This window comes from Pseudodesulfovibrio hydrargyri (genome assembly GCF_001874525.1).
Classification (GTDB): Bacteria; Desulfobacterota; Desulfovibrionia; order Desulfovibrionales; family Desulfovibrionaceae; genus Pseudodesulfovibrio; species Pseudodesulfovibrio hydrargyri.
On record NZ_LKAQ01000004.1, the window covers coordinates 1,050,838 to 1,077,378 of the forward strand.

General features: G+C 62.7%; 28 protein-coding genes, 1 tRNA gene and 1 pseudogene. 22 read left to right on the forward strand and 8 right to left on the reverse strand.

The window, feature by feature from the left end:
• The first annotated feature begins 47 nt into the window (after positions 1–47).
• From BerOc1_RS09275 to BerOc1_RS09300, 6 genes are all read left to right on the forward strand, one after another.
• The gene (locus tag BerOc1_RS09275) at positions 48–758 is read left to right on the forward strand and encodes an ABC transporter ATP-binding protein (protein ID WP_071545428.1); all 711 of its coding nucleotides are present in this window, start codon (positions 48–50) and stop codon (positions 756–758) included.
• Positions 751–2,004 (forward strand): ABC transporter permease, encoded by a 1,254-nt coding sequence (locus tag BerOc1_RS09280; RefSeq protein ID WP_071545429.1) that lies wholly within the window; start codon positions 751–753, stop codon positions 2,002–2,004. The genes BerOc1_RS09275 and BerOc1_RS09280 overlap by 8 nt, the downstream gene beginning before the upstream one ends.
• Positions 2,005–2,023: 19 nt before the next feature.
• Complete coding sequence (locus BerOc1_RS09285) at positions 2,024–2,773, forward strand: outer membrane lipoprotein-sorting protein (RefSeq protein WP_071545430.1); 750 nt, start codon at positions 2,024–2,026, stop codon at positions 2,771–2,773.
• A gap of 14 nt (positions 2,774–2,787) precedes the next feature.
• Positions 2,788–4,170: a hypothetical protein gene (locus BerOc1_RS09290; RefSeq protein ID WP_071545431.1), complete on the forward strand. Its 1,383-nt coding sequence runs from the start codon at positions 2,788–2,790 to the stop codon at positions 4,168–4,170.
• Positions 4,171–4,614: 444 nt separating this feature from the next.
• Positions 4,615–5,292 carry a thermonuclease family protein gene (locus tag BerOc1_RS09295; protein WP_071545432.1) on the forward strand — a complete coding sequence of 226 codons (678 nt, stop codon included), beginning with the start codon at positions 4,615–4,617 and terminating at the stop codon, positions 5,290–5,292.
• Between the two features lie 77 nt (positions 5,293–5,369).
• Positions 5,370–5,582 (forward strand): hypothetical protein, encoded by a 213-nt coding sequence (locus BerOc1_RS09300; protein WP_129586516.1) that lies wholly within the window; start codon positions 5,370–5,372, stop codon positions 5,580–5,582.
• Positions 5,583–5,707: 125 nt separating this feature from the next.
• Here the strand turns inward: BerOc1_RS09300 and BerOc1_RS09305 are convergent, their stop codons facing one another.
• Positions 5,708–7,501 carry a recombinase family protein gene (locus BerOc1_RS09305; RefSeq protein ID WP_084641310.1) on the reverse strand — a complete coding sequence of 598 codons (1,794 nt, stop codon included), beginning with the start codon at positions 7,499–7,501 and terminating at the stop codon, positions 5,708–5,710.
• A gap of 26 nt (positions 7,502–7,527) precedes the next feature.
• On the opposite strand from BerOc1_RS09305, the pseudogene BerOc1_RS09310 reads away from it, so the two are divergent.
• Positions 7,528–8,013, forward strand: a pseudogene (locus BerOc1_RS09310) (magnesium chelatase subunit ChlI family protein); the annotation flags it as partial.
• Between the two features lie 659 nt (positions 8,014–8,672).
• Here BerOc1_RS09310 and BerOc1_RS09315 read toward each other — a convergent pair.
• The 3 genes from BerOc1_RS09315 to BerOc1_RS09325 all read right to left on the reverse strand — a co-directional run bounded on the left by BerOc1_RS09315 (position 8,673) and on the right by BerOc1_RS09325 (position 10,552).
• On the reverse strand, positions 8,673–9,311 hold the full coding sequence (locus tag BerOc1_RS09315; protein ID WP_071545436.1) for a LysE family translocator: 639 nt from the start codon (positions 9,309–9,311) through the stop codon (positions 8,673–8,675).
• 2 nt (positions 9,312–9,313) lie between these two features.
• Positions 9,314–9,757, reverse strand: coding sequence for a PACE efflux transporter (locus BerOc1_RS09320; protein ID WP_071545437.1), 444 nt, complete (start codon positions 9,755–9,757; stop codon positions 9,314–9,316).
• 75 nt (positions 9,758–9,832) lie between these two features.
• Positions 9,833–10,552 (reverse strand): substrate-binding periplasmic protein, encoded by a 720-nt coding sequence (locus BerOc1_RS09325; RefSeq protein WP_071545438.1) that lies wholly within the window; start codon positions 10,550–10,552, stop codon positions 9,833–9,835.
• Positions 10,553–10,749: 197 nt separating this feature from the next.
• Between BerOc1_RS09325 and BerOc1_RS19275 the strand changes: the two genes are divergently transcribed.
• From BerOc1_RS19275 to BerOc1_RS09355, 5 genes are read left to right on the forward strand one after another with little or no spacing between them, the layout of a single operon-like run.
• Positions 10,750–11,691 (forward strand): DUF134 domain-containing protein, encoded by a 942-nt coding sequence (locus tag BerOc1_RS19275; protein ID WP_242652937.1) that lies wholly within the window; start codon positions 10,750–10,752, stop codon positions 11,689–11,691.
• Positions 11,688–12,554, forward strand: coding sequence for an ATP-binding protein (locus BerOc1_RS09340; RefSeq protein ID WP_071545439.1), 867 nt, complete (start codon positions 11,688–11,690; stop codon positions 12,552–12,554). Before BerOc1_RS19275 ends, BerOc1_RS09340 begins: the two co-directional genes overlap by 4 nt.
• A complete protein-coding gene (locus BerOc1_RS09345; RefSeq protein WP_071545440.1) occupies positions 12,542–13,420 on the forward strand; it encodes an ATP-binding protein in 879 nt (292 codons plus the stop codon). The genes BerOc1_RS09340 and BerOc1_RS09345 overlap by 13 nt, the downstream gene beginning before the upstream one ends.
• 22 nt (positions 13,421–13,442) lie before the next feature.
• A complete protein-coding gene (locus BerOc1_RS09350; protein ID WP_071545441.1) occupies positions 13,443–13,817 on the forward strand; it encodes a NifB/NifX family molybdenum-iron cluster-binding protein in 375 nt (124 codons plus the stop codon).
• Positions 13,817–14,176, forward strand: a complete 360-nt coding sequence (locus BerOc1_RS09355) for a response regulator (protein ID WP_071545442.1) — start codon at positions 13,817–13,819, stop codon at positions 14,174–14,176. Before BerOc1_RS09350 ends, BerOc1_RS09355 begins: the two co-directional genes overlap by 1 nt.
• Positions 14,177–14,422: 246 nt before the next feature.
• Here BerOc1_RS09355 and BerOc1_RS09360 read toward each other — a convergent pair whose 3' ends face one another.
• Positions 14,423–14,593 carry a DUF8462 domain-containing protein gene (locus BerOc1_RS09360; RefSeq protein WP_071545443.1) on the reverse strand — a complete coding sequence of 57 codons (171 nt, stop codon included), beginning with the start codon at positions 14,591–14,593 and terminating at the stop codon, positions 14,423–14,425.
• 164 nt (positions 14,594–14,757) lie between these two features.
• Between BerOc1_RS09360 and BerOc1_RS09365 the strand changes: the two genes are divergently transcribed.
• Both BerOc1_RS09365 and BerOc1_RS09370 read left to right on the forward strand, forming a co-directional pair.
• Positions 14,758–16,413 (forward strand): PP2C family protein-serine/threonine phosphatase, encoded by a 1,656-nt coding sequence (locus BerOc1_RS09365; protein ID WP_071545444.1) that lies wholly within the window; start codon positions 14,758–14,760, stop codon positions 16,411–16,413.
• On the forward strand, positions 16,410–17,816 hold the full coding sequence (locus BerOc1_RS09370) for an MltF family protein (RefSeq protein WP_071545445.1): 1,407 nt from the start codon (positions 16,410–16,412) through the stop codon (positions 17,814–17,816). Before BerOc1_RS09365 ends, BerOc1_RS09370 begins: the two co-directional genes overlap by 4 nt.
• 65 nt (positions 17,817–17,881) lie before the next feature.
• Here the strand turns inward: BerOc1_RS09370 and rbp are convergent, their stop codons facing one another.
• From rbp to BerOc1_RS09385, 3 genes are all read right to left on the reverse strand, one after another.
• Positions 17,882–18,142, reverse strand: coding sequence for an RNA-binding regulator (gene rbp, locus BerOc1_RS09375; RefSeq protein WP_071545446.1), 261 nt, complete (start codon positions 18,140–18,142; stop codon positions 17,882–17,884).
• 28 nt (positions 18,143–18,170) lie between these two features.
• Positions 18,171–18,247, reverse strand: a tRNA-Met gene (locus BerOc1_RS09380).
• A 223-nt stretch (positions 18,248–18,470) separates the two neighbouring features.
• Positions 18,471–19,979: an ArnT family glycosyltransferase gene (locus tag BerOc1_RS09385; protein ID WP_071545447.1), complete on the reverse strand. Its 1,509-nt coding sequence runs from the start codon at positions 19,977–19,979 to the stop codon at positions 18,471–18,473.
• Positions 19,980–20,425: 446 nt separating this feature from the next.
• On the opposite strand from BerOc1_RS09385, the gene purD reads away from it, so the two are divergent.
• The 8 genes from purD to BerOc1_RS09425 all read left to right on the forward strand — a co-directional run bounded on the left by purD (position 20,426) and on the right by BerOc1_RS09425 (position 26,489).
• Complete coding sequence (gene purD, locus BerOc1_RS09390) at positions 20,426–21,703, forward strand: phosphoribosylamine--glycine ligase (RefSeq protein ID WP_071545448.1); 1,278 nt, start codon at positions 20,426–20,428, stop codon at positions 21,701–21,703.
• A 316-nt stretch (positions 21,704–22,019) separates the two neighbouring features.
• Entirely contained in the window at positions 22,020–22,502 is a 483-nt protein-coding gene (gene purE, locus BerOc1_RS09395) for a 5-(carboxyamino)imidazole ribonucleotide mutase (protein WP_071545449.1), read from the forward strand.
• Between the two features lie 153 nt (positions 22,503–22,655).
• Positions 22,656–23,183 (forward strand): hypothetical protein, encoded by a 528-nt coding sequence (locus BerOc1_RS09400; protein ID WP_071545450.1) that lies wholly within the window; start codon positions 22,656–22,658, stop codon positions 23,181–23,183.
• A 1-nt stretch (position 23,184) separates the two neighbouring features.
• Positions 23,185–23,682 carry a type II secretion system protein M gene (locus tag BerOc1_RS09405; protein WP_071545451.1) on the forward strand — a complete coding sequence of 166 codons (498 nt, stop codon included), beginning with the start codon at positions 23,185–23,187 and terminating at the stop codon, positions 23,680–23,682.
• Positions 23,683–23,685: 3 nt separating this feature from the next.
• Positions 23,686–24,432 carry a hypothetical protein gene (locus BerOc1_RS09410; protein ID WP_071545452.1) on the forward strand — a complete coding sequence of 249 codons (747 nt, stop codon included), beginning with the start codon at positions 23,686–23,688 and terminating at the stop codon, positions 24,430–24,432.
• Positions 24,433–24,472: 40 nt separating this feature from the next.
• Positions 24,473–25,075 carry a glycosyltransferase gene (locus tag BerOc1_RS09415; RefSeq protein ID WP_071545453.1) on the forward strand — a complete coding sequence of 201 codons (603 nt, stop codon included), beginning with the start codon at positions 24,473–24,475 and terminating at the stop codon, positions 25,073–25,075.
• A gap of 102 nt (positions 25,076–25,177) precedes the next feature.
• Positions 25,178–25,597, forward strand: coding sequence for a universal stress protein (locus tag BerOc1_RS09420; protein WP_071545454.1), 420 nt, complete (start codon positions 25,178–25,180; stop codon positions 25,595–25,597).
• A gap of 49 nt (positions 25,598–25,646) precedes the next feature.
• Positions 25,647–26,489, forward strand: a complete 843-nt coding sequence (locus tag BerOc1_RS09425; RefSeq protein ID WP_129586518.1) for a substrate-binding periplasmic protein — start codon at positions 25,647–25,649, stop codon at positions 26,487–26,489.
• The last annotated feature ends 52 nt before the right edge of the window (positions 26,490–26,541 follow it).

Sequence of the window (26,541 nt, forward strand, 5' to 3'; positions counted from 1 at the left end):
CGGCACGACCGGGGGATGCCCCTGAGTCATGCGTACAGGAGAAAATCATGTCGCTGATCGAGCTGAACAGCATTTCGAAAAAATACCTGACGGGTCAGGTCGAAACCGAAGCCTTGAAACAGGTTACCGTGTCCATCGAAAAAGGGAAACTCGTCACGTTCGTGGGACCTTCGGGAAGCGGCAAGACAACGCTGCTCAACATCATCGGTTGCATGGACAAGCCGTCTTCCGGGGAGGTCCGCGTGACCGACACCAGGGTGGACACCCTGGACAAGAAGGCGGCGGCGAATTTTCGCGGCAAGCATCTCGGTTTCATCTTCCAGTCGTTCAATCTCATCCCGGTCCTGAGCGTGTATGAGAATATCGAATACCCCTTGCTCATGATCTCCCGGACCCCCGCAGGCGAGCGGCGGGAACGCGTGATGGCCGTGCTGGAGGCCGTAGGCATGGCCGACCAGAAGGACAAGCGGCCGGACCAGATATCGGGCGGACAGAAACAGCGCGTGGCCGTGGCCCGGGCGCTGGTGACCAACCCGGACGTGGTGCTTGCCGATGAACCCACCGCGAACCTCGATCACGACACGGCCCACAAGATAATAGATTTGATGAAAAAGATGCGGGACACCTACGGGACCACCTTCGTCTTCTCCACCCACGACCCGCGCATCGTCGAACACGCCGACGTGGTGCACGGCATTGAGGACGGCAGGCTGCTGAACGGAAACCCGCTGTACCAGGGAGGAAAAGACCATGCGTAACATATTCAAGATCGCCCTGCGCAACCTTACTCGCTACAAACGGCGTACCGCCCTCACCTCTCTGCTCATCGTCATCGGCGTGTGCATGGTGGTCATGTTCTCAGGCCTGGCCGGGTCGTTCAAGTCCATGATGATCGGCATCATCACAGATTCAAGCATCGGCCACCTGCAAATCCATCGAAAGGGGTACTTCTCGTCCATCGACACGATGCCCCTCAACCTGAACATGAAAGGGCCGGCATACCAAAAAATATCGGAAATGCTCGAAGCGACACCCGGTGTGACAGCCTATGCGCCCAGACTGAAATTCGGTGCGGTCCTCAGCAATTACATGGAAAGCACCAACGTCAGGCTTTCGGCTGTCGATCCGAAACGGGAGCTGGCTGTCTGCACGGCCTTGGCTGACAGGATGAAGCAGGGAGCCCCCGGTCCCGGCGAGGGACTGCTCGAAAAGGGCCAGGTCGTGGTTCCCGAAAAGGTGGCCAAGAGCCTGGGGATGAAGCCCGACGACTCCGTGGTGCTGGTTGCCACCAACAAGGACGGCTCCGTCAACGGCATGGAATTCCAGATTGCCGGAATCATCGAGGACCTCATGGGACCGGGCGGCAAGGACGCCTACATGCACATCGAAGACGCCCGCAGCCTCCTGCGCACCGAACCGGGCGAAGTCACGGAAATCGTGGTCAGGGTGTCCGATTTCAACAAGCTGAAGCCTGTCGCAGCGTCGCTCGCGGCAACGCTCGGGGAGGTCAAGAACAAGAAGGGCCAGCCCGCCTTCGAACTGCACACCTGGGACAAGCTGTCGCCGTTCTCCAACATCGCAAACATGATTGACCTGATGCTGGTCACGGTGAAGATCGTCATGGTCGCCATCGTTCTTATCAGCGTGCTCAACGTGATGCTGATGTCGGTCTTCGAGCGCGTACGGGAAATCGGAACCATTGCCGCCATGGGGACATCCCCCGGAACGATCATGTCGCTTTTCGTGGCCGAGGGCGTGCTCCTGGGCGTGCTGGGGACGGCGCTCGGCCTGATTCTGGGCGTGGGCGGTTTGTTGGCCTTCAAGGCGGCGGGAGTTGCCTTCTCCTTCGGACGGATGGACAACCTGATCGTGCGCCCGGACATCAATCCCGGCGAAATGCTCTTTTTGTCGGCCATCGTCCTGCTCGCCTCCGCCCTGGCGGCGCTGCAACCCGCGTGGAAGGCGAGCCGGATGGAACCCGTCGATGCGCTCGGGCACGTATAACATCATGAGGATACCACAAATGCATTACTTGAAATACGTTCTGTCCGTTGCCGCCGTCTGTCTCGTCCTTGCCGGGGGCTGGCCGGCGTCAGCCATGGACGCCGGGGAAGTGCTCCTGGCCGTGGACCGCAACCTCGCCCCGGTCAGCTACGAATCCTACCGCAAGCTCATCAACATCGAGCCGGACGGGAGCAAAAGGGAATACGTCCTCTACACCATCAAGAAAGGCCAGGATATGGTGGCCTCCGTCTTCCTGGAGCCTTCCAGCGACAAGGGACGCGGGACCTTGCGCCTGGGCGACAACATGTGGCTCCACATTCCGAGCGTGGCCAAGCCGGTCAGGATAACCAGCCTCCAATCGGTAACGGGTGGCATCTTCAACAATGCCGATATCATGCGCCTAGACTACAGCGCCGAATATACGCCCGAATCCTTGGAGGAAAGCGGTGACGCCTATTTGCTTCGCCTGAAGGCGAAGACCAACGAGGTTGCCTACGACAGGCTGGAGATGCTGGTGGCCAAGGACCGGTTGGTTCCGACGGAGATCAAGTGTCTCGCGGCGTCCGGGATGCTGATCAAGACCCTGCATTTCAAGAAGATGACCGATTTCGGCGGCGGGTTCGTCCGCCCGGCCATTGTCGAGACGGACAGCCCGCTCCACAAGGGGTACCTCTCGGTGATGATCTTCGCCCGGATGAAGGCCAGGGATTTCTCGGATGAAGTCTTCACCCTCAACTACCTGCCGCGGATTGAAACCCTTCGTCAGTGATGGCGGGAAACGGAATGACGAAAGCAGGTACATGGCTCGGGCCGTTCTTCTGCATGGCGCTCATCCTGGCTGCCTCGGCTTCGGCCCTTGCCCAGGATGAGCCCCTGTATGATGCGGATTTTGATATTTCCGCGACGGAAGAAAAGCACTTCGAGTTCTGGGGGCAGGCCGAGCTTCGGATGTACGAACGTCTTCTGAACAGGGATTCTGCGGTGTACGAGCAACGCTTCTTCGATTCCCCGAAGGACGAACTCCAGGCGGACCTGCTGTTCCAGCTCAAGCCCGAACTATCCCTGAAGTACGAGACGTTCGGGTTCTATGCCCGCCCGCGCGCCGACGTCGGATGGAGCCAGTTGCCCCTGTCGGCGGCCAGTGAACCGGACGAACCGTCGGAACGGTTTTTCAAGGACGACAAGCATTGGGCCGGGGAGGTCATGCTTGAGGAAGGCGTGGCCGCCTGGAGGCCGGACCCGAGATTCACGCTGGAAGCCGGGAAAAAGGTCCTCAAATGGGGCAAGGGATATGCCTGGAACCCCGTGAGCTTCGCCAGCCGTCCCAAGGACGTGGACGACCCGGACCAGAGCCGCGAGGGCTACGTCATGAGCGTCGCCGACGCCATCTTCAGTTTTGACGGTCCACTGAAGACGTTTGCGTTCACTCCGGTAGTTGTTCCCGTATGGGAGCGGGTAAACACGGGGCTGGCCTCGGATGACAGCGTTCTCTACGGGGGGAAGCTCTACTTCCTGCTTTCCGATGTGGACCTAGACGTCATGGTCATGGCCGGAGACTATTATGATACGTCCCTCGGCTTCGACTTTGCTATGAACCTCACCGACAATTTCGCCATCCACGGCGAAACGGCGGTCCGGTTGGGCTACGAGAAGACGGTGTTCCACGATGACGGAACCCGCAGCGTTGACAAATACGACGCTTGGAGCTTTCTTCTTGGTGCCCGATACCTGACCGAGGACGAAACGACCTATCTCCTTGAATATTACCACAACGGAGAGGGGTACACCGCTTCGCAACTAGAAACCTACTACGACTATGTCCACACGGCGTACGACACGTATCAGGCCACGGGGAACGCCGCCGACCTGAATAAAAGCAAAAAGGTATCGTCCGATTACAACCGGAGCAGCGTCGGGCAGGACTATCTATATTTCCGCGTGTCCCAAAAAGAACCTTTCGACATCCTCTACCTGAACACGACAGCGACCGTGATCATGAACCTCGGGGATCGAAGCCTCTCCCTCAACCCCGAAGCGTCCTACATGCTCACGTCCGACATCGAGTTGAGGCCCCGCCTCATCCTGCCGATCGGGGGCTCCGACACCGAGTTCGGCAACAAGCTCAACGCAGCCAAGGGCGAACTCCGGTGCGTGTACTATTTTTGATCCGAACACCGAATTATTGAGCTTGCACCAATTCCCCCCCCGTTTCTCTTTCCGGCAAATTTTGCGTGTCACCCAAGTGTCATTTTCAACGGCAACTATGGTTTTTGTGGTGAATATGGCGTCTTCAACCCATTGAAATAACGTAGGTAAGCAACCTTCCGGTTGATTGTTTACGGCCTTTCACGCCGTTAACAAGAATTCAAAGTGGATCTCATCACTGGTCGACCAGCACGTTTCCATGACCGAGTGCAGCGCGCCGACTGTCCGTGAACGTGTTCTCAGCATTCTTGAGCGCAAGCGACAAGGTCTACTGCACCTGTGTCAATGATGGAAAATTATCATTGGCACAGGGTTTGCCCGCAACAGCGTATCTGTTTGAAACCTTGAGCCAGAGGGCCGGAGGGGATACAAGAGCGCCAAGATCAACTAATCCTTGGGGCCCACATGGCTAATAGATTTCTCTCGATCCTACTCCTAATCCTTCTTTTTTTCACCGGCCTGTCTCACGCTTTCATGGGCAAAGTCGTCGGGGTAGCTGATGGCGATACCATCACGGTGTTGGCCGAAGGGAATACGACCATCAAGGTTCGGCTCTACGGCATCGATGCCCCCGAGAGCAGGCAGGACTTCGGCAACAAAGCCAAGCAGAATCTTACATCGCTGGTATTCGGTAAGATCGTTGACATGGAGCCCATGGCCCAGGACAGGTACGGTCGGACCGTCGCCCACATCTTCGTTGATGACCAAGACGTGTGTGAAGCCCTTGTGCGAGCGGGCATGGCCTGGGTTTACCTCATTTACTGCCGAGAAAAGCCCACATGTGACAACTGGCTTATGTTTGAGCAAAAGGCCAGAGTTGCGGGCGTGGGCCTGTGGGCCAGTCCGTCACCGCAAGCACCTTGGGAGTGGCGACGGGGAGGTGGGGTTAAGGGTGACGCGCTTGCTCCTGCACCCAAATACCAAGCCGCCTCGGGCACTGTGTATCATGGAAACATCAGCAGTCACGTTTTTCACCGGCCTGGATGTCGCCACTACGACTGCAAGAACTGCGTTGAAAACTTCGAGAAGCGCAAGGATGCGATTCGGGCTGGGTACAAACCCTGCCAGATATGCAGCCCCTGACCCCTAGAGTGGCTTCCTTCATCAGGGCAAGGGCATCAGGTACAGCATTGTGCGGGGATGAGCATGAAGAAGAAATTATGCAAGACCAACGAACGTCGGCCATGGGATGTGCTCAACTGCTCAAAATCATGCTACCTGGCAGCGCCCCGTGGAAGCAGGCCAAGATGAAACGCCACGAATTCGAGGCACTCCTCCTTGAGATGCCCGACGGGTTCACGGAATATGTCTCCAAGGAAGCCGAGGTCGAGAGGCTGCTTGAGGCCGTGTTCGGCAAGGACAGATTGAAGTGAGGAGTGGCGGTTACCATGCGGCAACCTCCTGAATTGCCCAAAGAAGACCCAAAAAGCCATTTCCAGCACAGGGCAAGGAGAATTGAACGCCTCAAGGGTCTTTCTGTGGAAAATGTAGCCGGTTTTTACAGTTGCTTTGATCGAGTAGCTATCCACTTTTGCAAGTCCTCAAGATCCCAGTCATAGTGTGTCTGCTCCGGTGGAGCGGGAGTTCCATCTAGCTTAACAAATGGACCACCTGCTACAATGGATTCAGGCGGTACGGATTTTTTATAAATGAATCTTTGCCAGACGACCTTTTCATTTACTCTTCGTGGCGGTGGACAGAAACATGCATAATATAGGGTCCTGTCAGGCATATCTGTATGTTCGCCACCGATTTCAAAAACAGCTACCCGATCTGGGAAAAAAGTAATTTTGCGGACAACCCGTCTCAACTCGGCGGTCAACTCCCCGCGAAGTCTTGACGCTTCTTCTTCATCTGCATTTTTCAACTTTTCGGCCAAGGCCGTGATGTTGGACTGCCTTTTTTTGATAGACGGCTTTACCTGGCTTTCTGCAAGTCGATCTTCAAGGTCTAGGATTCTTTCCTTACAACCCCTAACGTCCTCGTGCATGTCCCGGATGCGTTGCTCGACTTGCGGGATGGAGTCGGCCCCGAAAGACTCGACTAGCTTGTCCAAGGTTCTCGTGCTTTCCGCTAGTTCGGCTTGCGCCTTTTTCAGTTCCTCCTGAAGGTCCGGCTTATGGATTGTCTTTTCCTCGCCGATGGAGTCCAGGTCGATTTCTCGCAGGAGGCCATCAAGGAGCGCTTGTTCAATCCGGGCATACTGGTGGAATGAGGCGTGTTCACAGTTCGTCCCGCGACTCCGGCCATCACAAACGAGATATTTGTCTTTGGGACGGGCAGTGCGCAAACGCATGGCACACCCACACAATCCGCAACGAGCGACTTTCCTGAAAATATTGGTCACAAACCCCTTTTTCCCCTTCCCTCCCGTGTCGGGCTTCAATTTCCTCCGCTTGGAAGCAGCCCTTGCCCTAAGCCATGTCTCCTCGTCAATCACCCGGGGCCAGTAGCCATGTACGGGGTCGCCGAACGGAACCCGCTTCCCCCCTTGGCGTTTACCACCAGTGTACGGCTGGTATTCACCTAAAACCGATCTTTCATCGACGATTTTGCCAACGTATGAAGCCGACCAACCATTCTTGGAACGGCCCCAAGTCGGAATCTTCTCTTCGTTAAAACGCATGGCGATCATGCGTCTTCCGTACCCGGTGATCGTCTCCGCGAACATCCGCTTGATTAACTCAGCCCTTTCCGGGATCAGGATGTATTTGCCCTGGTCAGCGGAATACTCGACCCACGCCGGATGGAGACCGCCGATCGGGACCCCCCTTTTAGCCAAACGGTGCTTGTTGTCCCACATCGCACCGAGCCGTTCGGATTTCCGCTCGGACTCCTCGTTCGCCCTCGCCATGATCCCGAGGCAAATTAGCAGATCACTGAAATTGTCGTTGATGTTCTCGTGAGTGTATGTTTTCCCGTTTTCAAGAGTATGGATTTTTATGCCCGCGCGGACGATCTCACGGAAAACGTCGAAAGCGTCCAGAACCTTGGCGCGGGAAATTCGGTCCAACGACTCGACGACTAGGACCGAACCGCATGGGATTTTGCTTTCGCGAACAAGAGACAGAAACTGTCCCAGCGCCCCTTCGGTGACGTTGGCCGAGGTGTATGCCGAAACACCAAGGTCCCGCAGATCATCATCGAGAACAAGCCCGTTGGCTTTCACGTATCTATGTGTCGCCTCAAGTTGCCTTCGCAAGCTGTCGCCATGAAGCTGTTTTTTTGACGACATCCTTATATAGCTGTATGCCTTTGTTTTTTTCTTGTTTGATTTTGACATGTCTAGCATGTTAATATGTTGTCCAAATAAAAACAAGTCCCTGCCCCTGCGGCTACCTGTCCGACGCGACCCACCCCTGCTCCTGCTCGCCGCTGGCCGTGCAGCGCTATCGAAGCAAGATATCCGGCCCGCTCCTGGACCGCATCGACCTGCACGTGGACGTGCCCGCCGTACCCTACGAAGACCTGCGCCAGACCCGCTCCGAAATGGACTCCACCACCATGCGCGCTCGCATCCTTCAGGCCCGGCAAATCCAGGCCGATCGTTTCGCAGGCCGCCACTTCTCCCTCAACGCCGAACTCGACGGCGCGGCTCTGGAGGAATTCTGCGCCCTGGGCGAGGCCGAACACCGCTTCCTGCGCCAGGCCGTCGAAACCCTGGGCCTGTCCGCCCGCGCCTACACCCGCATCCTGCGCATCAGCAGGACCATCGCCGACCTCGCCCAAGCCGACAGCATCGGGCCCGACCACCTGGCCGAAGCCATCAACTACCGCAGCATGGACAGGGAAGGCGCGAGCTAGACTGGGCCGGGGAGGCCTCCGGCGGGCCCTCGCCGGGCGGGCGTCTCCGACGGCCGGGGCGCTGCCCCGGACCCCGCCAGGGGGAACCCTTTGAAAAGGGTTGCCCCCTGGACCCCCTCCCAAACTTTTTGGGTGCCTTCGGCAAGTGCGTGCGGTCGCGGGGATGGGGGGATTGTGTTGTGGGAGGGCGTTCTTTGTATGGGGGAGGCTGAGCGCGGCTGTGCGGTGTCCCGAAGGGATCGCGCCGGACGTCCACGGGGTCTGGAGGGCCGCCCGGCGCGATCCCTTCGGGACGGTTGCCAACGCCGCAGGCGGGCGTGGACGGAACTCGATAAAATGGTTTTGCGGCGTTTTCGGGCGGCGTATTTCTTAACGGGCTAGTCCCTTCCCCAATAGAAAAATCCGCGATTCCGGGCAGAAAAAACGGCGCGCTTCTTTTGGTGAAGAAGCACGCCGTTTCATCCGTTTTTTCTGGCCGAAATCGCACACCGGCACGGCGGAAGGCGTCCAGAGCCAGCCTTCCGCGCTCGCACGTCTCTGAGCGAAGCGAACATGGGATTCTTAAGGCCCTCGGCCTTAAGCGGGTCCAGGGCAGCGCCCTGGTCTCCCCGAAGGGGCCGCCGGAGGCCTCCCCTTAACGACCAATATGGAGCAACCGCCTAGCTGACGGGGTCGGACATGGCCAGGCGGATGCCGAGGCCGATGAACAGGGTGCCGGCGGCGCGTTTGGCCCAGGTGCCGAAGGAGCCGCCTTTGCCGAGGCGGGCGGAGACGTGGGCGGCGGACCATGCGTAGGCGAGGTTGACCAGGGTGCCGTTGATGGTGAAGACCACGCCGAGGAGCAGGAAGGCGAGCGGTTTGTTGGGCGCGTCCGTGGCCACGAACTGGGGCAGGAAGGCCATGAAGAACAGGGCGACCTTGGGGTTGAGGGCGTTGGTCCAGAACCCCTGGGAGTAGATTTTGCGCACGTTGACGCGGAAGAACTCGTTGTTGTCGGCGTCGTGGCCATCGCCGTTTTTGCGCCACATGGTCAGGCCGACCCAGATGAGGTAGGCCGCGCCCGCGTATTTGACCACGGAGAAGGCCATGGCCGAGGTGGCCAGGATGGCGGACAGGCCGAGCGCGGCGGCGAAGACGTGGACGAAGCAGCCGGTGCCCACGCCCAGCGCGGCCACGGAGCCGATCCTCCAGCCGTGGGACGCGCCCCGGCTGACGATGTAGAAGACGTCCTGGCCCGGGGTGATGTTCAGGAGCAGGCCGGACAGGACGAAGAGGACGAAGTCGTGGACGCCGAACATGGCTAGTCTCCAGCGGTTTCCGTTGCGGGCGTGGCGGGCATGGGGAAGACCGCGTCATAGGCCCAGTTGTAGAGATAGGTATAGACCAGGAAGAAGCCGGTATAGCCGATGTCGGTGAGCAGGGCGGCCCACGGGGAGAGGTCGAGCCACCACATGATCAACGGCACGGTCAGCAGGGTCAGGGAGACCTCGAAGCTGAGGGCATGCAAGGCGCGCAGCCAGGGCGGGCGCACGTTCAGCGGTCGGCCCAGGCGCAGCAGCAGGTGGTCGAAGGCCAGGTTGAACAGGTAGTTGCAGATCATGGCCGCGGCGGACATGGACACGGACAGCAGCCCCACGCGCAGCAGGTCGCGGCCCAGCGCCCAGGACGCCAGGGGCGTGCACAGGATGAGCCCGAAGAGCTCGTAGAGCAGGGTGTGGCGGAGCCGGTCCGCATGGGTGCGCATGGCCCTGGTGATTACACCCGCCCGGCGCGGTTGTCCACGGTGCAGGGGAGGGGCGGGGATGGGGGCAGGCGGAGGTCAGTAGCTGTCGAAGTCGGGATAGGTGTGGCCCCATTTCTCGTAGATGGGCCTCAGCGCGTCCCGTTCATGCAGGGTGCGCATGCCGTCGTCGTACATCCTGACGACCCGGTTGGAGCGCGGGGTGGTGTTGAGCATGGGGTGGTAGGAGCGGCGGCCCGCCTTGCGGATGTCGAAGGCGCCGCGGTCGAACGCGGCCTCCTTGGCGAGGGAGTCCCGGATGAAGGCCATGTCGTCCACGTAGAAGTCCGAGCGCCCGAGCAGGACCATTTCCAGACACTTGACCCCGGAGGCCATCTCGCGAATGCGCACGGGCACCGGGAAATCCCAGTCGTGATAAAACCCCTTCTGGGCGGCGATCTCCTTGCCGCGCAGGGACTCGGCCCCCTTCCACGGGCCGATCCGCTCCTTGTTGAAGAAGACGTGGTAGTCGTTGACGTACAGGGGGTATCGGGCCAGGCGCAGGGGCGGGTCGGCCCGGTCGTCGCAGAGCATCATGTCGGCCCAGCCCAGCCGGACCAACTCGTCGGCCCGTTCCGAGGGCACGTACTCGTGCCGCACCGTGACCCCGTACAGGGCGAAGACCGCGTCCAGGACCTCGTGGTACAGCCCGGTGCCGTCCCTGTTGGTGAAGGTTTCCCAGGACGGACCGGCGGATACGACCTCGGTGATCCGTTCGGCGGGCTCCACGCCACGGGCGGAAGCGGGAAGCAGCAGCATCGCGAGCAGCGCAATGACGAGCGTTGGGATTCTCACCCGTCGAAGCTGGCTCGGAATCGTTCGGCGAGTCAATGATTTTTGGAGGGGTCTATATGGCCTCGGTGAAGTTTTTTTGGGCATATGCTCATTTTTATCCTTGACTCCGGAAAACCTGAGCGTATCTTCATCTGTGTAAACGTTCATACAAGAGAGGGCCGATGGGAAGGCGAAAGATCAGGCGGACCGTGCAGCGGGAACCCGGGGCGAGATATTACAAGCCGCAGGGCATCCCCATGCGCGAATTGCAAAACGCGACCCTGACCCTGGAGGAGCTTGAGGCGCTTCGGCTGGCCGACGCCCAGGGGCTGACCCAGGAGGAGGGCGCGCAGGCCATGGGTGTTTCCCGGGCCACGTTCGGCAGGGTGCTCGGCGCAGCCAGACGCATCGTGGCCACGGCCCTGGCGGAGGGGCAGGCCATCCGCATCGAGGGTGGCCATTACGCCTTTGCCGAGGACGCCTGGGAGTGCCCCAAGTTGTCACCGGACCGAGTGTCCGAAACCATCGGAGATGAAAGTATGCCCGGAATGGACGGAACCGGACCGCGCGGCGCGGGCGGCGGCGGACGGTGCATGGGCGGACGCGGCCGTGGAATGGGCCGCGGCCGAGGCGTGGGAGGCCAGGGTCGCGGCATGGGCGGCCAGAATATGGGCCAGGGCGCGGGAACGGGCCAGGGCCGGGGAGCCGGACAACGGTCCGGCGAACAACAGCAAATCAAGGATACAGCCATGAGCAGGATAGCAGTGACCACCGAGGGACCGACCCTGGACGACCGCGTCGACCCCCGTTTCGGACGGGCGGCCGGTTTCGCCATCGTGGACCCGCAGACCATGGCCGTGGTCCAGTACGTGGACAACGGCGGCTCCCAGGCAATGGCCCAGGGGGCCGGAATCCAGGCCGCCGAGAACGTGGCCAACGCGGGCGCCTCGGTCCTGCTGACCGGCTACGTCGGGCCCAAGGCCTTTGCGGCCCTGGAAGCGGCGGGCATCGCCGTGGGCCAGGACGTGGACAACCTGACCGTGCGCCAGGCCGTGGAAAAGTACGTGGCGGGCGAGGTCGACATGGCCGCCAACGCCAACGCCCCGGCCGGAGGCAACAAGTGATCTACGCCGTTGCCAGCGGCAAGGGCGGCACGGGCAAGACTACGGTGTCCTCGTCCCTGGCCGCCCTGTGGGACGGACCGGCCACCCTGGTGGATCTGGACGTGGAGGAGCCCAACCTGCACCTCTTTCTCAAGCCCGAGCTGACCGACGTCGGCAAGGCCTGGATCGAGGTCCCGGAGGCGGACGAGTCCAAGTGCACCCGCTGCCGCGCCTGCGCGGACATCTGTCAGTTCAAGGCCATCACGGTCATGGCCGACACCCTGCTCGTGTTCGCGGACATGTGCCACGGCTGCGGCGGCTGCCTGGCGGTCTGCCCGGAGGGCGCGCTCTTTCCGGGCCGCCGCGAGCTGGGCGAGATCTGCCGGGGCACGGCCGGGCGGCACGATTTCGTCATGGGCCGCCTGCGCGTGGGCGAGGCCATGAGCCCGCCGCTCATGCGCCAAGTGCGCCGCCTCTTCCCCGAGTTCTCGGAAAAGGGCGACATCCTCATCGACGCCCCTCCGGGCGTGAGCTGTCCGGCCATCGCGGCCGTGACCGACGCGGACTGCATCGTCCTGGTCACCGAGCCCACGCCCTTCGGGTTTCACGACTTCAAGCTCGCCTGGGAGGCGTTCACGCCGCTGGGCAAACCCATGGGCGCGGTCATCAACCGGGCCGACCTGGGCGACACCGCCGTGCGCGACTTCTGCCGTGAGAACGACATTCCGGTCTGGGCCGAGATTCCCTATTCCAGGGAGGTGGCCGAGGCCTACTCGCGCGGCGAGGTGGTGGCCGAGGCCCTCAAGGAGCTGGAGGGAACATTCACCGGCCTGCGCGAACATATGCGCGCCGCCGTCGCCGGAGGTGACCCATGCGCGAGATAGTGGTCATCAGCGGCAAAGGCGGCGCGGGCAAGACCTCCATGGCCGGGGCGTTCGCCCACCTCGCACAAAACGCCATTCTCTGCGACCTGGACGTGGACGCCCCGGACCTTCACCTGCTCCTGGCCCCGCAGGTGCGCAGCGAGGAGCCGTTCCACTCCGGCCACGAGGCGGTCATCGACCCGGCCCGCTGCGTGGGCTGCGGCCAGTGCGCGGAACTGTGCCGGTTTGACGCCGTCCGCGAGGACGGCGACGCCTACCGCGTGGACTCCCTGGCCTGCGAGGGGTGCAAGGTCTGCGTGGCCCTGTGCCCGGAGCAGGCCATCGACTTCCCGGAAAAGCACTGCGGCCAGTGGTATGTGTCCGACACCCGGTTCGGTCCCATGGTCCACGCCCAGCTCTTCCCCGGCGAGGAGAACTCCGGCCGCCTGGTCACCCTGCTCAAGCAGAAGGGGCGGGCCATGGCCGAGGAGCGGGGGCTCGACCTGGTCCTGTGCGACGGCACGCCCGGCATCGGCTGCCCGGTGATCAGCTCCATGGCCGGGACCGACCTGGCCGTGATCGTCACCGAGCCCACGCCCTCGGGGCTGCACGATCTCAAGCGCGTGGCCGAGCTGTGCGGCCGGTTCCGGACCAAGGTGGCCGTGCTGGTCAACAAGTGGGACGTGAACCCGGCCATGACCGAGGAGATCGAGACGTGGAGTTCGGCCCAGGGGTACACCCTGGCCGGGCGGTTCCCCCATGACCGGGCCGTGGTCGACGCCATGCTCGAACGCAAGGTCCTGACCGAGACGGACAATGCGGAGCTCGCGGCCATACTCAACGCTTCCTGGGCCGGAATCCTGGCCCTGTTGGATACATGCAACTAAACTATTTAAAAGGAGTTTTACAATGAATACACGTATTGCGATCCCGTCCGCCGCACCCGGCGGCATGGACGCCCCCATCGACGCCCATTTCGGGCACTGCGCCATGTACACCCTGGTGGACGTGGAGGACGGGGCCGTGAAAGAGGTCTCCGTGGTCCCGAGCTGCCCGCACGTGCAGGGCGGCTGCATGGCCCCGGTCAACTACCTGGCCGACAACAAGGTCCAGGCCCTGATCTCCGGCGGCATGGGCATGCGCCCGCTCATGGGCTTCAACCAGGTCGGCATCCAGGTCTACCACGGCTCGGGCGCGCCCACCGTGAACGTGGCCGTGGAGGCGTTTTTGCGCGACTCCCTGCCCGAGTTCACCGTGGACCAGACCTGCGGCGGCGGTCACTAATGGCCATCGTGCTGGCAACGGCCCGGCCCGAAGCCCTGACCGGCTTTGCGGAAGGACTGGCCAAGGAAAGCGGGCAGGACGTGGCCGTGGCCCCCGACGGGAAAACGGCCCTGGACCGGGTGGCCTCCAAGGCCCCGGCCCTGGTGGTCATCGACGAGGGACTGCCCGACCACAAGCCGCTCGATCTGGTGCGCGAGATCATGATGGTCTCGGCCATGACCCTGACCGCCGTGGTCACCTCCATGAGCGAGGAGCAGTTCCACGAGGAAGCCGAGGGCTACGGCGTGCTCATGCCCCTGCCCACGACTCCCGGCGCACAAGACGGCGTGGAGCTCGCCAAGAGGATGTCCGGTATCTAGATTTGCGGACGAATGAATTGAAGAGGCCCTCCCGGAACATCCCGGGAGGGCCTTTTGCCGTATTCGTCGCCGGGCAAAGGGCGAGCCCTTTACACTCCCATTGTCACCTTTGGCCGTCGGAGACGCCTGCCCGGCGAGGGCCCGCCGGAGGCGAAGTCACCCGATAAGTAGAAGCCCCGGTCTCGGGGGCATGAGACCGGGGACTTCATTATGGAGGAGGTAAGGTAGGGTGTGACGTTTGGTTATCTAGGCGGGTTCGTAGTAGCACCGTTTGGGCGAGACCACGCATCCCTCTTCTTTCAGGGCCTTGATGGCCTTGGAAACTTCCTTGCTGTCCACGCCGAGCTCCTTGGCGATGTCGCCCGGGCGCACGGGCTTGCCGGCCGCCCGCATGGCTTTGAGAACCGTATCTTTCATCAAAAAACTCCCGTTGTTTGTGTTGGTAATAGGAATCATTCCCGACAAAAGGGTCTTTGTCAACACAAAATCGGCACTGTTGCCAACCGGGGACTGAAAAGGTAGAAATACGGCATGGCCCCGGCCTCCGCCGGACATATTCCATCCCATTGCCCAGGAGTCCCATGGCCGAACCCGCCACCATGTCCCCACAGGAGTTGCTCGACGAGATCGAGCGCCTGCGCGCCGAACTTGCGCGATGCCACGAACGCGATGCCGCCCAGCGGGCCGCGGACGAGGGCGCATGCGGCGCGGCGCTGGAAATGGAGATCGAGCAGCTGCGCGAGGCCCGCGAGACCGTGGGCGTGGTCAACGTCATTGTCGAGAACTCTCCGGCCGTGGTCTTCCGGCGGCTGGCCGACGACACTCACCGGTTGGTCTACATCTCTGAAAACCTGAGCCAATGGGGCTTTTCCGCCGCCGACTTCCTGTCCGGGCGCAAGGGATTCGACGACCTTCTTCATCCGGACGACCGGGAGCGGGTGATCGCCGAGATCGACCAGTGCCGGCTGGAGGAAATCGAGGAGTATGCCCAAGAGTACCGGATCATCACGGCGGACGGCGAGGTCCGCTGGGTCTCGGACGAGACTTCGGTGGTCACGGACGCGGACGGACGGCGGATTTACAATCAGGGCGTGCTGGTGGACGTCACCGCGAGCAAGCGGGCCCGGGAGGCCCTGGAGGCCAGTGAATTCAAGTTCCGCCGGACCATCGAGGGCGCGGCCGAGGGCTATCTGCTCATGGACCGCGACCTGGTCATCCGCGAGGTAAACGACGCATACTGCCGCATGCTCGGCTACGAACGCGAGGAACTGGTCGGGCGGCGGCCCCACGACTTCGCCACCCTGGACTACCAGCGCTTTCTCGAGTCCGGCGCCGAACGGCTGCGCGGCAAGGCCGTCCGGCGCTTCGAGGGCACCATGGTCCACCGCGACGGGCACGAGGTCCCGGTGTTGGTCAACGCCAACACCCTGCTCGACGAGAGCGGCGGGTTTTTGGGCAACGTGGCCTTCGTGGCCGACCTGACCGAGCAGAAAAAGGCCCTGAACCTGGCCGCCGAGGTCCAGAAGAGCCTGCTGCCGCGCCGGGCGCCGCGCATCCCCGGCCTGGATGTGGCCGGACGGTCCGTGCCCAGCGAACTCACGGGCGGCGACTATTTCGACTATTTCGAGCCAGTGGATCCGGACCGCCCGGTCCTGTCCGTGGCCGTGGGCGACATCTCGGGCCACGGCGTGGACGCGGCCCTGCTCATGACCACGGCCCGGGGCTTTTTACGCATGCGCGCGGGTCAGCCGGGCAGTCCCGGCCAGATCGTCACCGAGATGAACCGCCACCTGGCCGAGGACCTGTACGGCTCGGGCCGGTTCATGACCCTGTTCTACCTGAGCCTGGACGCGACCGCGGGCAAGGCCGCCTGGGTCCGCGCGGGCCACGATCCGGCCCTGATCTATTGCCCGGTGCACGACACCTTCACCGAGCTGGGTGTCGACGCCGGGCTGCCCCTCGGGGTGGAGCGCGAGCGGTGCTACAACGAGGAATACGGCGACCTGCTGTCCGGCCAGCTGGTCGCCATCGGCACGGACGGCATCTGGGAGGCGCGGCGTCCGGGCGGCGAGATGTTCGGCAAGGAGCGGTTCAAGACGGTCCTGCGCCGACACGCCATGGCTTCGGCCCGGGAGGTCGTGGACGCGGTTTTCGACGCGGTCCGGGAGCACTCGGGCGGGGCCAAGCTCGAGGACGACGTCACCCTGGTGGTCATCAAGTTCGGAGCCGATGCATGAGGCTGGCGCGCGCGGCCCTGCTGGCCTGCCTGATCGCGGCCGCGTCCCTGGCCCCGGTCCGCGCGGCCGAGCTGGCGCGGGTCCAGAAACCGTGGAAGGGCGACCTGCCCGAGATCATCGCGGACCACCGGCCCATCCGCGTGCTGGTGGTCTACAACCGGACCAATTTCTTCATGAAGGAAGGAGCCATGCGCGGGCTAGAGGCGGACATGATGAGCGCCTACGAGAAGCACCTGGCCACGGTCTACGACAAGGAGCTTGTCCGGCTGGTGTTCGTGCCCGTGACGGTCAAGGAACTGTTTCCGGCCCTGCTCGACGGGCGGGGAGACATCGCGGCCGCGGCCCTGACCGTGACCGAGGAGCGCAGCCGCCAGGCGGCCTTCGCCGATCCCTACCGCACCGGAATCAGCGAGATCGTGGTCGGCGGGCCAGGGAGTCCGGCCCTGGCCTCGGCCGAAGACCTGTCGGGCCGCAAGGCGTCCGTGCTGGCCGGTTCTAGCTACGCCGAGCACCTGGCCGACCTGAACGCGCGGCTCAAAAAGCAGCGGCGAAAACAGGTGCGCATCGTCAACGCGGACCCGTATCTGGCCACCGAGGACCTGCTGGAAATGGCCGCTCGGGGCATGGTTCCCTACACCGTGGCCGACCGGTTCCTGGCCGAGCTGTGGCAAAAGGTCTATCCGAATCTTCGGCTCTACCCGGACGCGGCCGTGCATACGGACGGCAAGCTGGCCTGGGCCGTACGCAAGGACTGCCCCGAACTGCGCAAGAGCCTGTCCGGGTTCGCGGCCACCGTGCGCCAGGGCACCCTGCTCGGGAACATGTTCTTCAAACGCTACTACGAGAACGACGACTTCGTCTCCGACCCGACCACCCGGGTGGAGATCGGCAAGCTCAGGCCCATGGCCAGGCTTTTTCAAAAATACGCCGGGATGTACGACTTCGACTGGCTGAAGATCGCGGCCATGGCCTACCAGGAGTCGCGCTTCGACATGAACCGCAAGAGCTCCGCGGGCGCGGTGGGGGTCATGCAGATCAAACCGTCCACCGCGGCCGGGCCGCAGGTGGGCATCGAGGACGTCGCGACCCTGGACGGGAACATCCATGCCGGGGTCAAATATCTGCGCTACCTGGTGGACAACTATTTCTCCGACGTGGACCCGACGGCCAGGATGGACTTCGCCCTGGCCGCCTACAACGCGGGTCCGAACCGGATCATCCAGGTGCGCAGGCGGGCCGAAGAAATGGGCCTCGATCCCAGGCGGTGGTTCGGTAACTGCGAGTGGGCCGCGTTCGACCTTATCGGCCGGGAGACCACGGGATACGTGGCCCACGTGCAGATGTACTACGCCGCCTACAAGGGGACGGAGGAGATCCTGCTCAAGCGGCGCGAAGCCATGTGACGGGGCGCGACCCCAGACCCTGGGCGGCCGGGCCGTCCGGGAGCGGGAACATCGTCCGAACCGGATCAGTGCCTGGGGCGGGGAGCGCGCGGCTTGGCTTCGTTGACCTTCAGAGGCCGCCCGGACATCTCGTAGCCGTCCAGGGCCTCGATGGCCGCAGCCGCGTCCGCGTCCTCCATTTCCACGAAGCCGAACCCTCGGAAGCGTCCGGTCTCATGGTCCTGGATGAGTTTCACGGCCGAGACGTTGCCGTATTCTCCGAACAGGTCGCGCATGTCGTTTTCGGATGCGCTGAAGGGGATGTTGCCGACGTAGATACTTTTCATGGCGATGAGGCTCCAACAAGATTGATCCTGGTAGCGGGGGAAGGATTTGAACCTCCGACCTTCGGGTTATGAGCCCGACGAGCTGCCTGACTGCTCCACCCCGCGCCACTTCCGACACCCGCTCGCTGCGCGCGCCCACACCACCGAAGGCGAACACGCGGTTACAGGATTACTCAAACCATTATAACGTGTTGCACTTTTCGTCAACAGGGGGTCGACGATTTGTTTCGCCCGGGACGGGCTCGGGTCGGAAAGCCTGTCGGGACGGGGCTCGGCGGGCCGGGAGCCACGGTCGGAACCGGACCGGCGTCCGGTGCGGAGGGCTCGCTTACGGGGTGCTTGCCGATGCCGGTTCATCGCTTTCTCCGGCGCAGATGTCGATTATCCTGATCGTCGGGTTGGAAAAGGCGAAGGTCTTGTATTTGGGGTGGATCTCCACATACGGATACCGAAACAGCCTTTCATACGCCCGATGCCTTCGGTATACCGCCTCGTTCCGGTCCTTGTCGCATTGCAGCCCGTAATAATATCTGTCGTACTCCATGCTGCTGGTGACGATATGGCAAATGCCGTTGTTTCTTGCTTCGGTTATGTCGATATCCGCTGCGGATTCGATGAACTCCTCATCGTCATAGCGGGGCAAGGCGTATGTTTCATAAACATATCCGCCGTCGAGCCTTTTTATGTACTCACTCGCCACAAGGCGGGTGTCGTCAACGAGGTTGGCGACAAGGCGTGCGCTTTCGTAGGCGGGAATCAGGCAGAGGAAGAACGCGGCGACAAGCAGCAAGGCGTAGCCCGGCAGTGTGCCCGTGGAAGGGGAGAGCAGGCGGTACGCTCTTTCTATGCCGAGCCATCCCATGATGATGAGCATCGGCACGATCGGGATCATGTAGCGCATGAAATCCGGGGCCGGTTTCAGCGGGGATATCTCGTGGGCGGCATAGAAGATGATAATGCACAACAGCAGCAGTTTTTCCATCAGGGATGATCTGTTCCATCCATACATCGAAACAAGGAGTCCCAAAGTGCAAATGGCCGTTGCGGCAAGCGTCATCCCGGGTGTCAGGCTGTTCTTGAAATGGAACAGGAACATGAAATCCCATGGATAAAAATGGATGCTGTGGCCGGTCTGGATATGGGCCATCTCGTGCGAAATGCCTTTGTATGCCTTCGCCGCATTGATGAAGATGTTGTAGTTGATCACCAGAAACGTCATGGCCGAGATGGCCAGGGATGCGGCGATCTTCTTCGCGTACCAACTCTTTTGGATGCTTCTGTCGATAAAGGGAATGAGTAAAAGCACAATAAGAAAGAGCGCTGATTTGTATTGCGAGGAAAGCGCCAGCCCATAAGACAGGCCGAATAACATTGCTGGCAGGCCCTTTTTTGTCTCCACCGCCTTGATAAGAAAAACCAATGAAAACAAAAACGGCGCCGTGAAGTACACATCCTCTTTAAGATAATGGGAATGGACCACGAGTATGGGCGAAACGGATACGGAAAGGCTTGCCGGCAGGGCGAATGAGACCGGCAACAGAGTCCGCGCAATGAAAAAGGCGGCGAGCACGATGCACGCGCCCATGAAGGCCGATACGGTTCTCCCGGTGACCGCAAGCTCTTGCTCGTTGTCGCATTTCGTTATCTTTTTAATGGCCTTGGACAGTTTCAGCATGAACGTCGGATGCATGAAATCCTGGGTGCCGATCTTTATGAATCTGACTTTCTTGGGCTCGTCGCGGTGGAGGTGATAGTCAAAATCGTTGTTGTACAGATTCAGAGCGAGGCTGAATATAAATAGCGAGATGACAAGGAATACCGTCGTTGTCTTGTTCATGGCCTACTGCCGTCAATGGTATAATGCATTGCTATAGGAACTGTATTGTTTTGATTGTGCCGCGCATAATTCGAATTTGCATCCGTGAATGCCGGGCATTTCACATCCATAAATATGATTCATGTACGCATATCTATCGTGCTATCTGGAATGGCATGGTTTTCCCAATGCGGATATCGTTGCCGTGGATTAGCATGGCGGTAAGTATTCGTCTATGTTTTGTTGGGAAAAGGTGAGTGCCCGGTGAGGGGTTTGGGCCGTCGGCCACCGGGTTGGGGCAGGGCGGACCACCTGACGCGCCCCTTCGCTTCCGACTCGCGTCCCGCGCTCGAGAAGCCTCCCGGAAAGCGGCCCGCCGAGCCGGGAGGCAGGGGCCATAGTTCTTGAAAAAAGGCGTGAATTTCCTTACACCGTGTACATCCCGAAAACAGATTGGAGGGGAACTCATGAAGATACTTGTTGTCGGTTCCGGAGGCCGGGAGCACGCCCTGTGCTGGAAGCTCGCCCAGAACCCGAATGTGGAGACCATCCTGTGCGCCCCGGGCAACGGCGGCACCGCCCAGGTGGGCACGAATATACCGGTCAAGGACGACGACATCCCGGGCCTGGTCGCCCTGGCCCGGTCCGAGGAAGTGGACCTGGTGGTGGCCGGACCCGAGCTGCCCCTGGTGCTCGGCCTGGAAAACGCGCTGCGCCAGGAGGGCATCCCCTGCTTCGGGCCCAACGCGTTCGCCGCCAATCTCGAAGGATCCAAGGCGTTCTCCAAGAACGTCATGGCCGAGGCGGGCGTGCCCACCGCGCCGTTTCGGGTCTTCGACGAGTACGAGGACGCCGTGGCCTTCATCAAGGAGAAGGGCGCGCCCCTCGTGGTCAAGGCCGACGGCCTGGCCGCGGGCAAGGGCGTGGTTGTGGCCGCCACCGAAGAGGAGGCGCTCGAGGCCGTGGAGCAGATGATGGTCAAGAAGGCCTTCGGCTCGGCCGGGGACCGCGTGGTCGTCGAGGAGACACTCAAGGGCGAGGAAGCCTCGTTCTTGTGCTTCTGCGACGGCGTCAACTACGCCATGCTCCCGTCCAGTCAGGACCACAAGGCCGCCTTTGATGGCGACACCGGCCCCAACACCGGCGGCATGGGCGCCTATTCCCCGGCCCCGATCCTGCCCAAGGAAAAATACGCCGAGACCGCCGAGCTGTGCATCAAGCCGATCCTGCGCCACCTGGCCGCCAAGGGCGAGCCGTTCAAGGGCGTGCTCTACGCCGGGCTGATGTACACCGAAAACGGTCCCAGCGTGCTCGAATACAACGTCCGCTTCGGCGACCCCGAATGCCAGCCCCTGCTCATGCGCCTGGAAACCGACCTGCTGGAGATCATGTTCGCCTGCATCGACGGCAAGCTCGACCAGATCGAGGTCGTCTCCACCCCGCAGACCGCCTGCGGCGTGGTCATGGCCGCCAAGGGCTACCCTGGTTCCTACCCCAAGGGCATGGAGATCACCGGGCTCGACGAGGCCGACGCCATGGAAGGGATCAAGGTCTTCCAGGCGGGCACCAAGGTCGAGGACGGCAAGATCGTTTCCTCGGGCGGCCGCGTGCTCTGCGTCACCGCGCTGGGCGACGACCTCGCCGAGGCCCGCAAGAAAGCCTACGCGGCCGTGGACAAGGTCCATTTCGAAAACAGCTTCTACCGCCGCGACATCGCCGACAAGGGCCTCAAGCGGAGCAAATAGTTTGCCTTCGGCGACCAGGGGGAAACCTTTTGAAAAAGGTTTCCCCCTGGACCCCCTTCCCAAACTTTTTGGCGCTGCACCGCCAGGGAAGGAGGAGCGAAGCGGATGTCCATCAGGGCGGCGCAGAGGTGCGAGCCCGGTAATATTTCTATTTAACAAGACGCCTTCCGGCCACCAACCTCTCACGAAGCGACTCAAAAAGTTTAGGAAGGGAGAGGGGATGGGGGGTCCGGGGGAAGGGGAGAGGGGAAGCCCTTTTCAAAGGGTTCCCCTCTCCCCTTCCCCGGCCGCCGGAGGCGCACCCAAGGAGCGCGTAATGCCGCAGGTTGTGATTTTCATGGGGTCCCTTTCGGACGAGGAGAAGATGCGTCCGTGTTCGGACCTGCTCAAGGAATTGGGCGTGGACCACGTGTTCACGGTTTCGTCCGCCCACCGCACGCCGGAGCGCACGGCGCGGTTGGTGGAGGAGTACGAGGCCGACGGGGCCCAGGTGTTCATCTGCGCGGCGGGCCTGGCCGCGCATCTGGCCGGGGCCGTGGCTGCCAAGACCATCCGGCCGGTGCTGGGCGTGCCGCTGACCGCCTCGCCCCTGGGCGGCATGGACGCGCTCCTGGCCACATTGCAGATGCCTCCGGGCTTTCCGGTGGGCACCCTGGCCCTGGACAAGGTCGGGGCCAAGAACGCGGCCTGGCTGGCGGCGCAGATCATCGCCCTGCACGATGAGGCGGTGGCCGAAAAGATCAGAGCCGCACGCCAGGGCTTCAAGGACTCGGTGGAAAAGGCCGCGGCCAGCCTGTAGCCGGATTTCCGGGCCGTTTTTCGTGCCCCGCAGAGGGGACCGCGCCGGAGATTGCGCGGTTTTGCCGCACGGATCGTCCGGGGATTACCGGTGCAGGGCGGCCCGCGTCTTGCCCGGTCTCGGGCTTTCGCGTAATTATCCGGATCAGGTACCATGACGACACCCACGAAACAGAGCAGCGCCGGAAACGGGGCGCCCGAATTCCGGTCCGGCAAGGCCTCCAGGCGGTTTGTCCGCAACCTGGTCTGGGTCCTGGTCATCGGCGGCCTGTTCCTGGGCGGCCAGGGTGTGCGTTATTACCTGAATTACCTGCAGCTTAAGACTATCCGGGCGCAGACCGAGAAGCTGTACCATTCGGTGCTCGGCCCGGACATCGGCGGCTCGCCCTTTGGACGGTTGCAGTTCGAGCACGGCAAGCTGATGGCGACCCGGCGCATCGGCCTGGACCCGCTGGGCGTGCTGGCGGCCTTGAGCAAGCCGGCCGGGGAGAGGGTGCGCGTGGACGGGGTCGGCCTGACCGGGACTTCTGGCCGGGTGCGCGGCTATTTCAGCGGCGACGAGGCCGGGTTCACGCAGTACATGGAGAAGCTGTCCGACGACGACCGCTACCTCTTTTCGGTCTACAAGGCCGACGAACTGGGCGGGGGCGTGTCCTTCAGCCTGAACGTGGAGCCGAAGTAGCATGGCCCGCAAGCACTGCACATATCCGTGGACCTGCTGGCCGCCCGCCTCGCAGCAGCGGCTGTTCAAGTTCATCCTGCTCGGCACGGCCGGACTGTGCTTCGCGGTCTTCGTGGGCGCGACCCTGTTCACCGGGGCGCTCGGCCAGGATATCGCGGCCGAGAAGGAGCAGTACGGCCTGGTGGTGCCGCTGGTCCGGGAGATCACCACCCTGCGGGCCGCCCAAGGGGATCTGGTCCAGTTCAGCCCGGAGGAGGCGGTCCGGCGCATTCTCGACGACCGCTCCCTGAACGACTACGTGGCCTCCCTGCGCGCCACGCGTATCGCGGAAGACCAGGATGGCGTGCAGGTGACCCTGAACGGCCTGACCCTGATCATGCTCACGGATTTTCTGCAGGACGTGCGCGACCGGGCCAGCCTGCAGGCCCCGGAGTTCGCCCTGACCCGCAACCCCGAGGAGCCTCGTCTGGCGGACGTGCACCTCGTGCTGGCGAGGTAGGGCATGGGCGCGCAACGCACCAGGTTCTCGTCCCTGCCCGGCCGCATCCTGGCCCGGATGGTGCTGATGATGCTTGGCCTGGCCATCGGCGTGGTCCTGTTCATGCCGTGGGACAAGATCTGGGCTTCGGCCCTGACCCGGCTGGACGAGAGCCTGCCAGGAGTGGGGTTGAGCTGGTCCGCCATCGACCGCGACGGACCGCTCGGCTTCCGGGTGCTCGACTTCAGGATATCCGTGGCCCAGACCCCGGGACGGCTCCATTTCGAGCACGCCTACGTGACCATGGGCTTCTCGCCCCTGGCCTCGGTCCGGCTGGACACGGGCGGGCCGCAGTGCCGCCTGGAGCTGTTCTCCAACGGGGTCTTCGACTTCGAGGGCGACATGGACCTGACCTACCTGCTCGGCAACAGCGACCTCAAGGGCGTGCTCCACGCCTCGGGCAGCCTGTTTCTGCCCGACGGGGCGCGGCTGCCCAAGAACGGCTGGGTGGACGTGCGCTCGGCCCAGCTGGTCCTGCCCGGCGACAAGGTGGTCGAGGACCTGGCCTTCACCGCCGAGATAGAGAACCGGGACATGGCCGTGCGCGACTTTTCCATGCGCCTGCCCCTGGCCTACAAGTCCACGGGCACAGCGGTCATCGATCCGGACGACCTCTTCCGCACCCGGTTCGACCTCAAGGGCGACATGACCGTGGGGCGGGACACGTTCCCCTACGAGCTGCACGGCACCCTGGCCGACGCCGTCTGGTAGGGAGCCGATCCCGTCGCAAACCGTCCGCCGGAGCATCGACATGAAGATCGCCGTCATCCACGAGAGCGCCGAAACCCTGCTGGCCGAATACGGCTCCCTTTTGACGGCCATGGTGTCCATGGGCCACGCGGTCAACGCGCTGGCCCCGGGCAGCGGCCCGGACGCGGCGGCCGGGTTCGAGGCGTTGGGCGCGGAATACGCCATGTATCCGCTGTCTTCGCGCGGCCTGACGCCTGTGGGCGACCTGGGCACGCTGCTCCATTTGAAACAGGTCCTGTACCGCGTCCGCCCGGACCTCATCCTGTCCATGGCCTCCAAGCCGGTAATCTACGGCTCTCTGGCCGCGCGCATGGCCTGGGTGGGCGAGGAGAAGACGGTCTTCGCCCTGGTGGACGGGCCGGGTTTCGCCTTCGGGGGAAACGGGCTCAAGGGGCGGCTGCTCGCCCGGCTGGCCAGGCCCATGTTCCGGGCCGGGTTCAGGTCCTGTGACGGCATCTGTTTCCGCTCGGCCGAGGCCGAGACCTTTTTCCGCGAGCTCGGCGTGCTCGGGCCCGAGGCCAGAACCGGGATCGTGGACCAGGCCGATACGGACGCGCGGGACCGGGCCGTTCTCGCCTTCTTGGGAATGATTCCGGCCGATTGATTATACAATCGGGTTGGCAGCGCCGCGCTCCATGGTGTATGCTTGAATCGCGTTCCCGCTTAAAGGACGCGATTTGACAGTGAAACACAAAGGAGCGGACTCATGAACATCTCCCGAATTCTCCTCCCCGTTGACGGGTCCCGACTGTCCGACGCCGCCGCCGACATGGCCATCGACCTGGCCGGAAGCGAGGCGACCGTCATCCTGCTGACCGTGCGCAGGACCGTGCCCACCGGTCTGGGCCAGCCCAACGCGGGCGAACTGCTCGAATACCTGAACCGGGGGGCCGAGGGGGTCATGACCCACTACCGGGCCAAGCTGACCAACGCCAACGTGGACTTCCTGGAACTGGTCGTCGGCGGCGACGTGGCCGAGGTCATCAGCAACGTGGCCGACAACGAGAAGTGCGACGTCATCATCATGGGCTCCAAGGGCAAGTCCGATCTCGAAGGGCTGTTCCTCGGCTCGGTCACCCACAAGGTCCTCCAGACCACGACCAAGCCCGTGCTGGTGGTCAAGTAGCCCCTGCCGGGGCCCTTGCCGCACCAGCCGACCGCAACCGATGCCGACCATGGAGACCGAAACCGTCCCCTTTTTCCGGGCCCGGGCAGGACGCCTGGCCCGGTGTCTGGCCCTGTGCCTGCTGGCCCTGGCCGCGGCCGGGCCGGTTGCGGCCCAGGAGCGCGTGGTCGTGGTCTCGGACACCTGGATGCCGTACAACGGCGCGCCGGGTTCCGCCCGCGAGGGGTATGCGGTGGAGATGCTGCGGGCCGTGTTCGAGCGGCGCGGGTTCGCGGTGGAGTACCGCAGGCTGCCACGCAAGCGGGCGGTCAGCGATGTGCGCTCGGGCCAGGCCGACATCCTCATCGGCGTGACCCGGGACGAGCTGCCCGACTTCGTCTTCCCCGAGACCTCCCTGGGGCAAAGCGAACTGTGCTTCTTCACCCTGGACCCCGGCTGGCGCTTCACCGGGCCGGAGTCCCTGAGCGGCGTGGTCACCGGCTACGTCCAGGGACACGACTACCCCCGATGGTTCTTGGACGACGTCAGGCGCCACCCGGAGCGGTTCCATGGCCTGCACGGCGAAGACGCCAGCGTGCGCCTGCTGGCCATGCTCGCCGAAGGGCGGGTCCAGGCCATCCCGGGCAGCCGGGCCGTGATCGGCTACTACGCGCAGCGGGCGGACCTGCTGGACCGGGTCCTTCTGGCCGGGTGCAGCAAGGCGGACGCCCGCGAGCTGTTCTTCGGCCTGTCCCCGGCCAACACGGACCGGTCCAGGATCCTGGCCGATATCCTGGACAAGGGCATGTATACCCTGCGCAACACCGGCCAGCTCAACCACCTGCTCATCAAGTACGGGCTCAAGGACTGGGCCGGGGGCGGCCCGGGGCCGACCGGGCCGAGCCGCGATTGACAACGCCCGGATATGGCAATACTTCCCTGAATTATTCCAGGTGGTTTTTCGG

Excerpts from the sequence above, each read along its gene's own strand:
- BerOc1_RS09355 (WP_071545442.1), top strand. The coding sequence starts at position 13,817 with ATGGCCATCGTGCTGGCAACGGCCCGGCCCGAAGCCCTGACCGGCTTT.
- purE (WP_071545449.1), top strand. The coding sequence starts at position 22,020 with ATGCCGCAGGTTGTGATTTTCATGGGGTCCCTTTCGGACGAGGAGAAG.
- BerOc1_RS09275 (WP_071545428.1), top strand. The coding sequence starts at position 48 with ATGTCGCTGATCGAGCTGAACAGCATTTCGAAAAAATACCTGACGGGT.
- BerOc1_RS09345 (WP_071545440.1), top strand. The coding sequence starts at position 12,542 with ATGCGCGAGATAGTGGTCATCAGCGGCAAAGGCGGCGCGGGCAAGACC.
- BerOc1_RS09415 (WP_071545453.1), top strand. The coding sequence starts at position 24,473 with ATGAAGATCGCCGTCATCCACGAGAGCGCCGAAACCCTGCTGGCCGAA.
- BerOc1_RS19275 (WP_242652937.1), top strand. The coding sequence starts at position 10,750 with ATGGGAAGGCGAAAGATCAGGCGGACCGTGCAGCGGGAACCCGGGGCG.
- BerOc1_RS09285 (WP_071545430.1), top strand. The coding sequence starts at position 2,024 with ATGCATTACTTGAAATACGTTCTGTCCGTTGCCGCCGTCTGTCTCGTC.
- BerOc1_RS09325 (WP_071545438.1), bottom strand. The coding sequence starts at position 10,552 with ATGCTGCTGCTTCCCGCTTCCGCCCGTGGCGTGGAGCCCGCCGAACGG.
- purD (WP_071545448.1), top strand. The coding sequence starts at position 20,426 with ATGAAGATACTTGTTGTCGGTTCCGGAGGCCGGGAGCACGCCCTGTGC.
- BerOc1_RS09280 (WP_071545429.1), top strand. The coding sequence starts at position 751 with ATGCGTAACATATTCAAGATCGCCCTGCGCAACCTTACTCGCTACAAA.
- BerOc1_RS09400 (WP_071545450.1), top strand. The coding sequence starts at position 22,656 with ATGACGACACCCACGAAACAGAGCAGCGCCGGAAACGGGGCGCCCGAA.
- rbp (WP_071545446.1), bottom strand. The coding sequence starts at position 18,142 with ATGAAAAGTATCTACGTCGGCAACATCCCCTTCAGCGCATCCGAAAAC.
- BerOc1_RS09350 (WP_071545441.1), top strand. The coding sequence starts at position 13,443 with ATGAATACACGTATTGCGATCCCGTCCGCCGCACCCGGCGGCATGGAC.
- BerOc1_RS09370 (WP_071545445.1), top strand. The coding sequence starts at position 16,410 with ATGAGGCTGGCGCGCGCGGCCCTGCTGGCCTGCCTGATCGCGGCCGCG.
- BerOc1_RS09425 (WP_129586518.1), top strand. The coding sequence starts at position 25,647 with ATGGAGACCGAAACCGTCCCCTTTTTCCGGGCCCGGGCAGGACGCCTG.
- BerOc1_RS09290 (WP_071545431.1), top strand. The coding sequence starts at position 2,788 with ATGACGAAAGCAGGTACATGGCTCGGGCCGTTCTTCTGCATGGCGCTC.
- BerOc1_RS09365 (WP_071545444.1), top strand. The coding sequence starts at position 14,758 with ATGGCCGAACCCGCCACCATGTCCCCACAGGAGTTGCTCGACGAGATC.
- BerOc1_RS09295 (WP_071545432.1), top strand. The coding sequence starts at position 4,615 with ATGGCTAATAGATTTCTCTCGATCCTACTCCTAATCCTTCTTTTTTTC.
- BerOc1_RS09320 (WP_071545437.1), bottom strand. The coding sequence starts at position 9,757 with ATGCGCACCCATGCGGACCGGCTCCGCCACACCCTGCTCTACGAGCTC.
- BerOc1_RS09315 (WP_071545436.1), bottom strand. The coding sequence starts at position 9,311 with ATGTTCGGCGTCCACGACTTCGTCCTCTTCGTCCTGTCCGGCCTGCTC.
- BerOc1_RS09305 (WP_084641310.1), bottom strand. The coding sequence starts at position 7,501 with ATGCTAGACATGTCAAAATCAAACAAGAAAAAAACAAAGGCATACAGC.
- BerOc1_RS09420 (WP_071545454.1), top strand. The coding sequence starts at position 25,178 with ATGAACATCTCCCGAATTCTCCTCCCCGTTGACGGGTCCCGACTGTCC.
- BerOc1_RS09300 (WP_129586516.1), top strand. The coding sequence starts at position 5,370 with ATGCAAGACCAACGAACGTCGGCCATGGGATGTGCTCAACTGCTCAAA.
- BerOc1_RS09405 (WP_071545451.1), top strand. The coding sequence starts at position 23,185 with ATGGCCCGCAAGCACTGCACATATCCGTGGACCTGCTGGCCGCCCGCC.
- BerOc1_RS09410 (WP_071545452.1), top strand. The coding sequence starts at position 23,686 with ATGGGCGCGCAACGCACCAGGTTCTCGTCCCTGCCCGGCCGCATCCTG.
- BerOc1_RS09360 (WP_071545443.1), bottom strand. The coding sequence starts at position 14,593 with ATGAAAGATACGGTTCTCAAAGCCATGCGGGCGGCCGGCAAGCCCGTG.
- BerOc1_RS09385 (WP_071545447.1), bottom strand. The coding sequence starts at position 19,979 with ATGAACAAGACAACGACGGTATTCCTTGTCATCTCGCTATTTATATTC.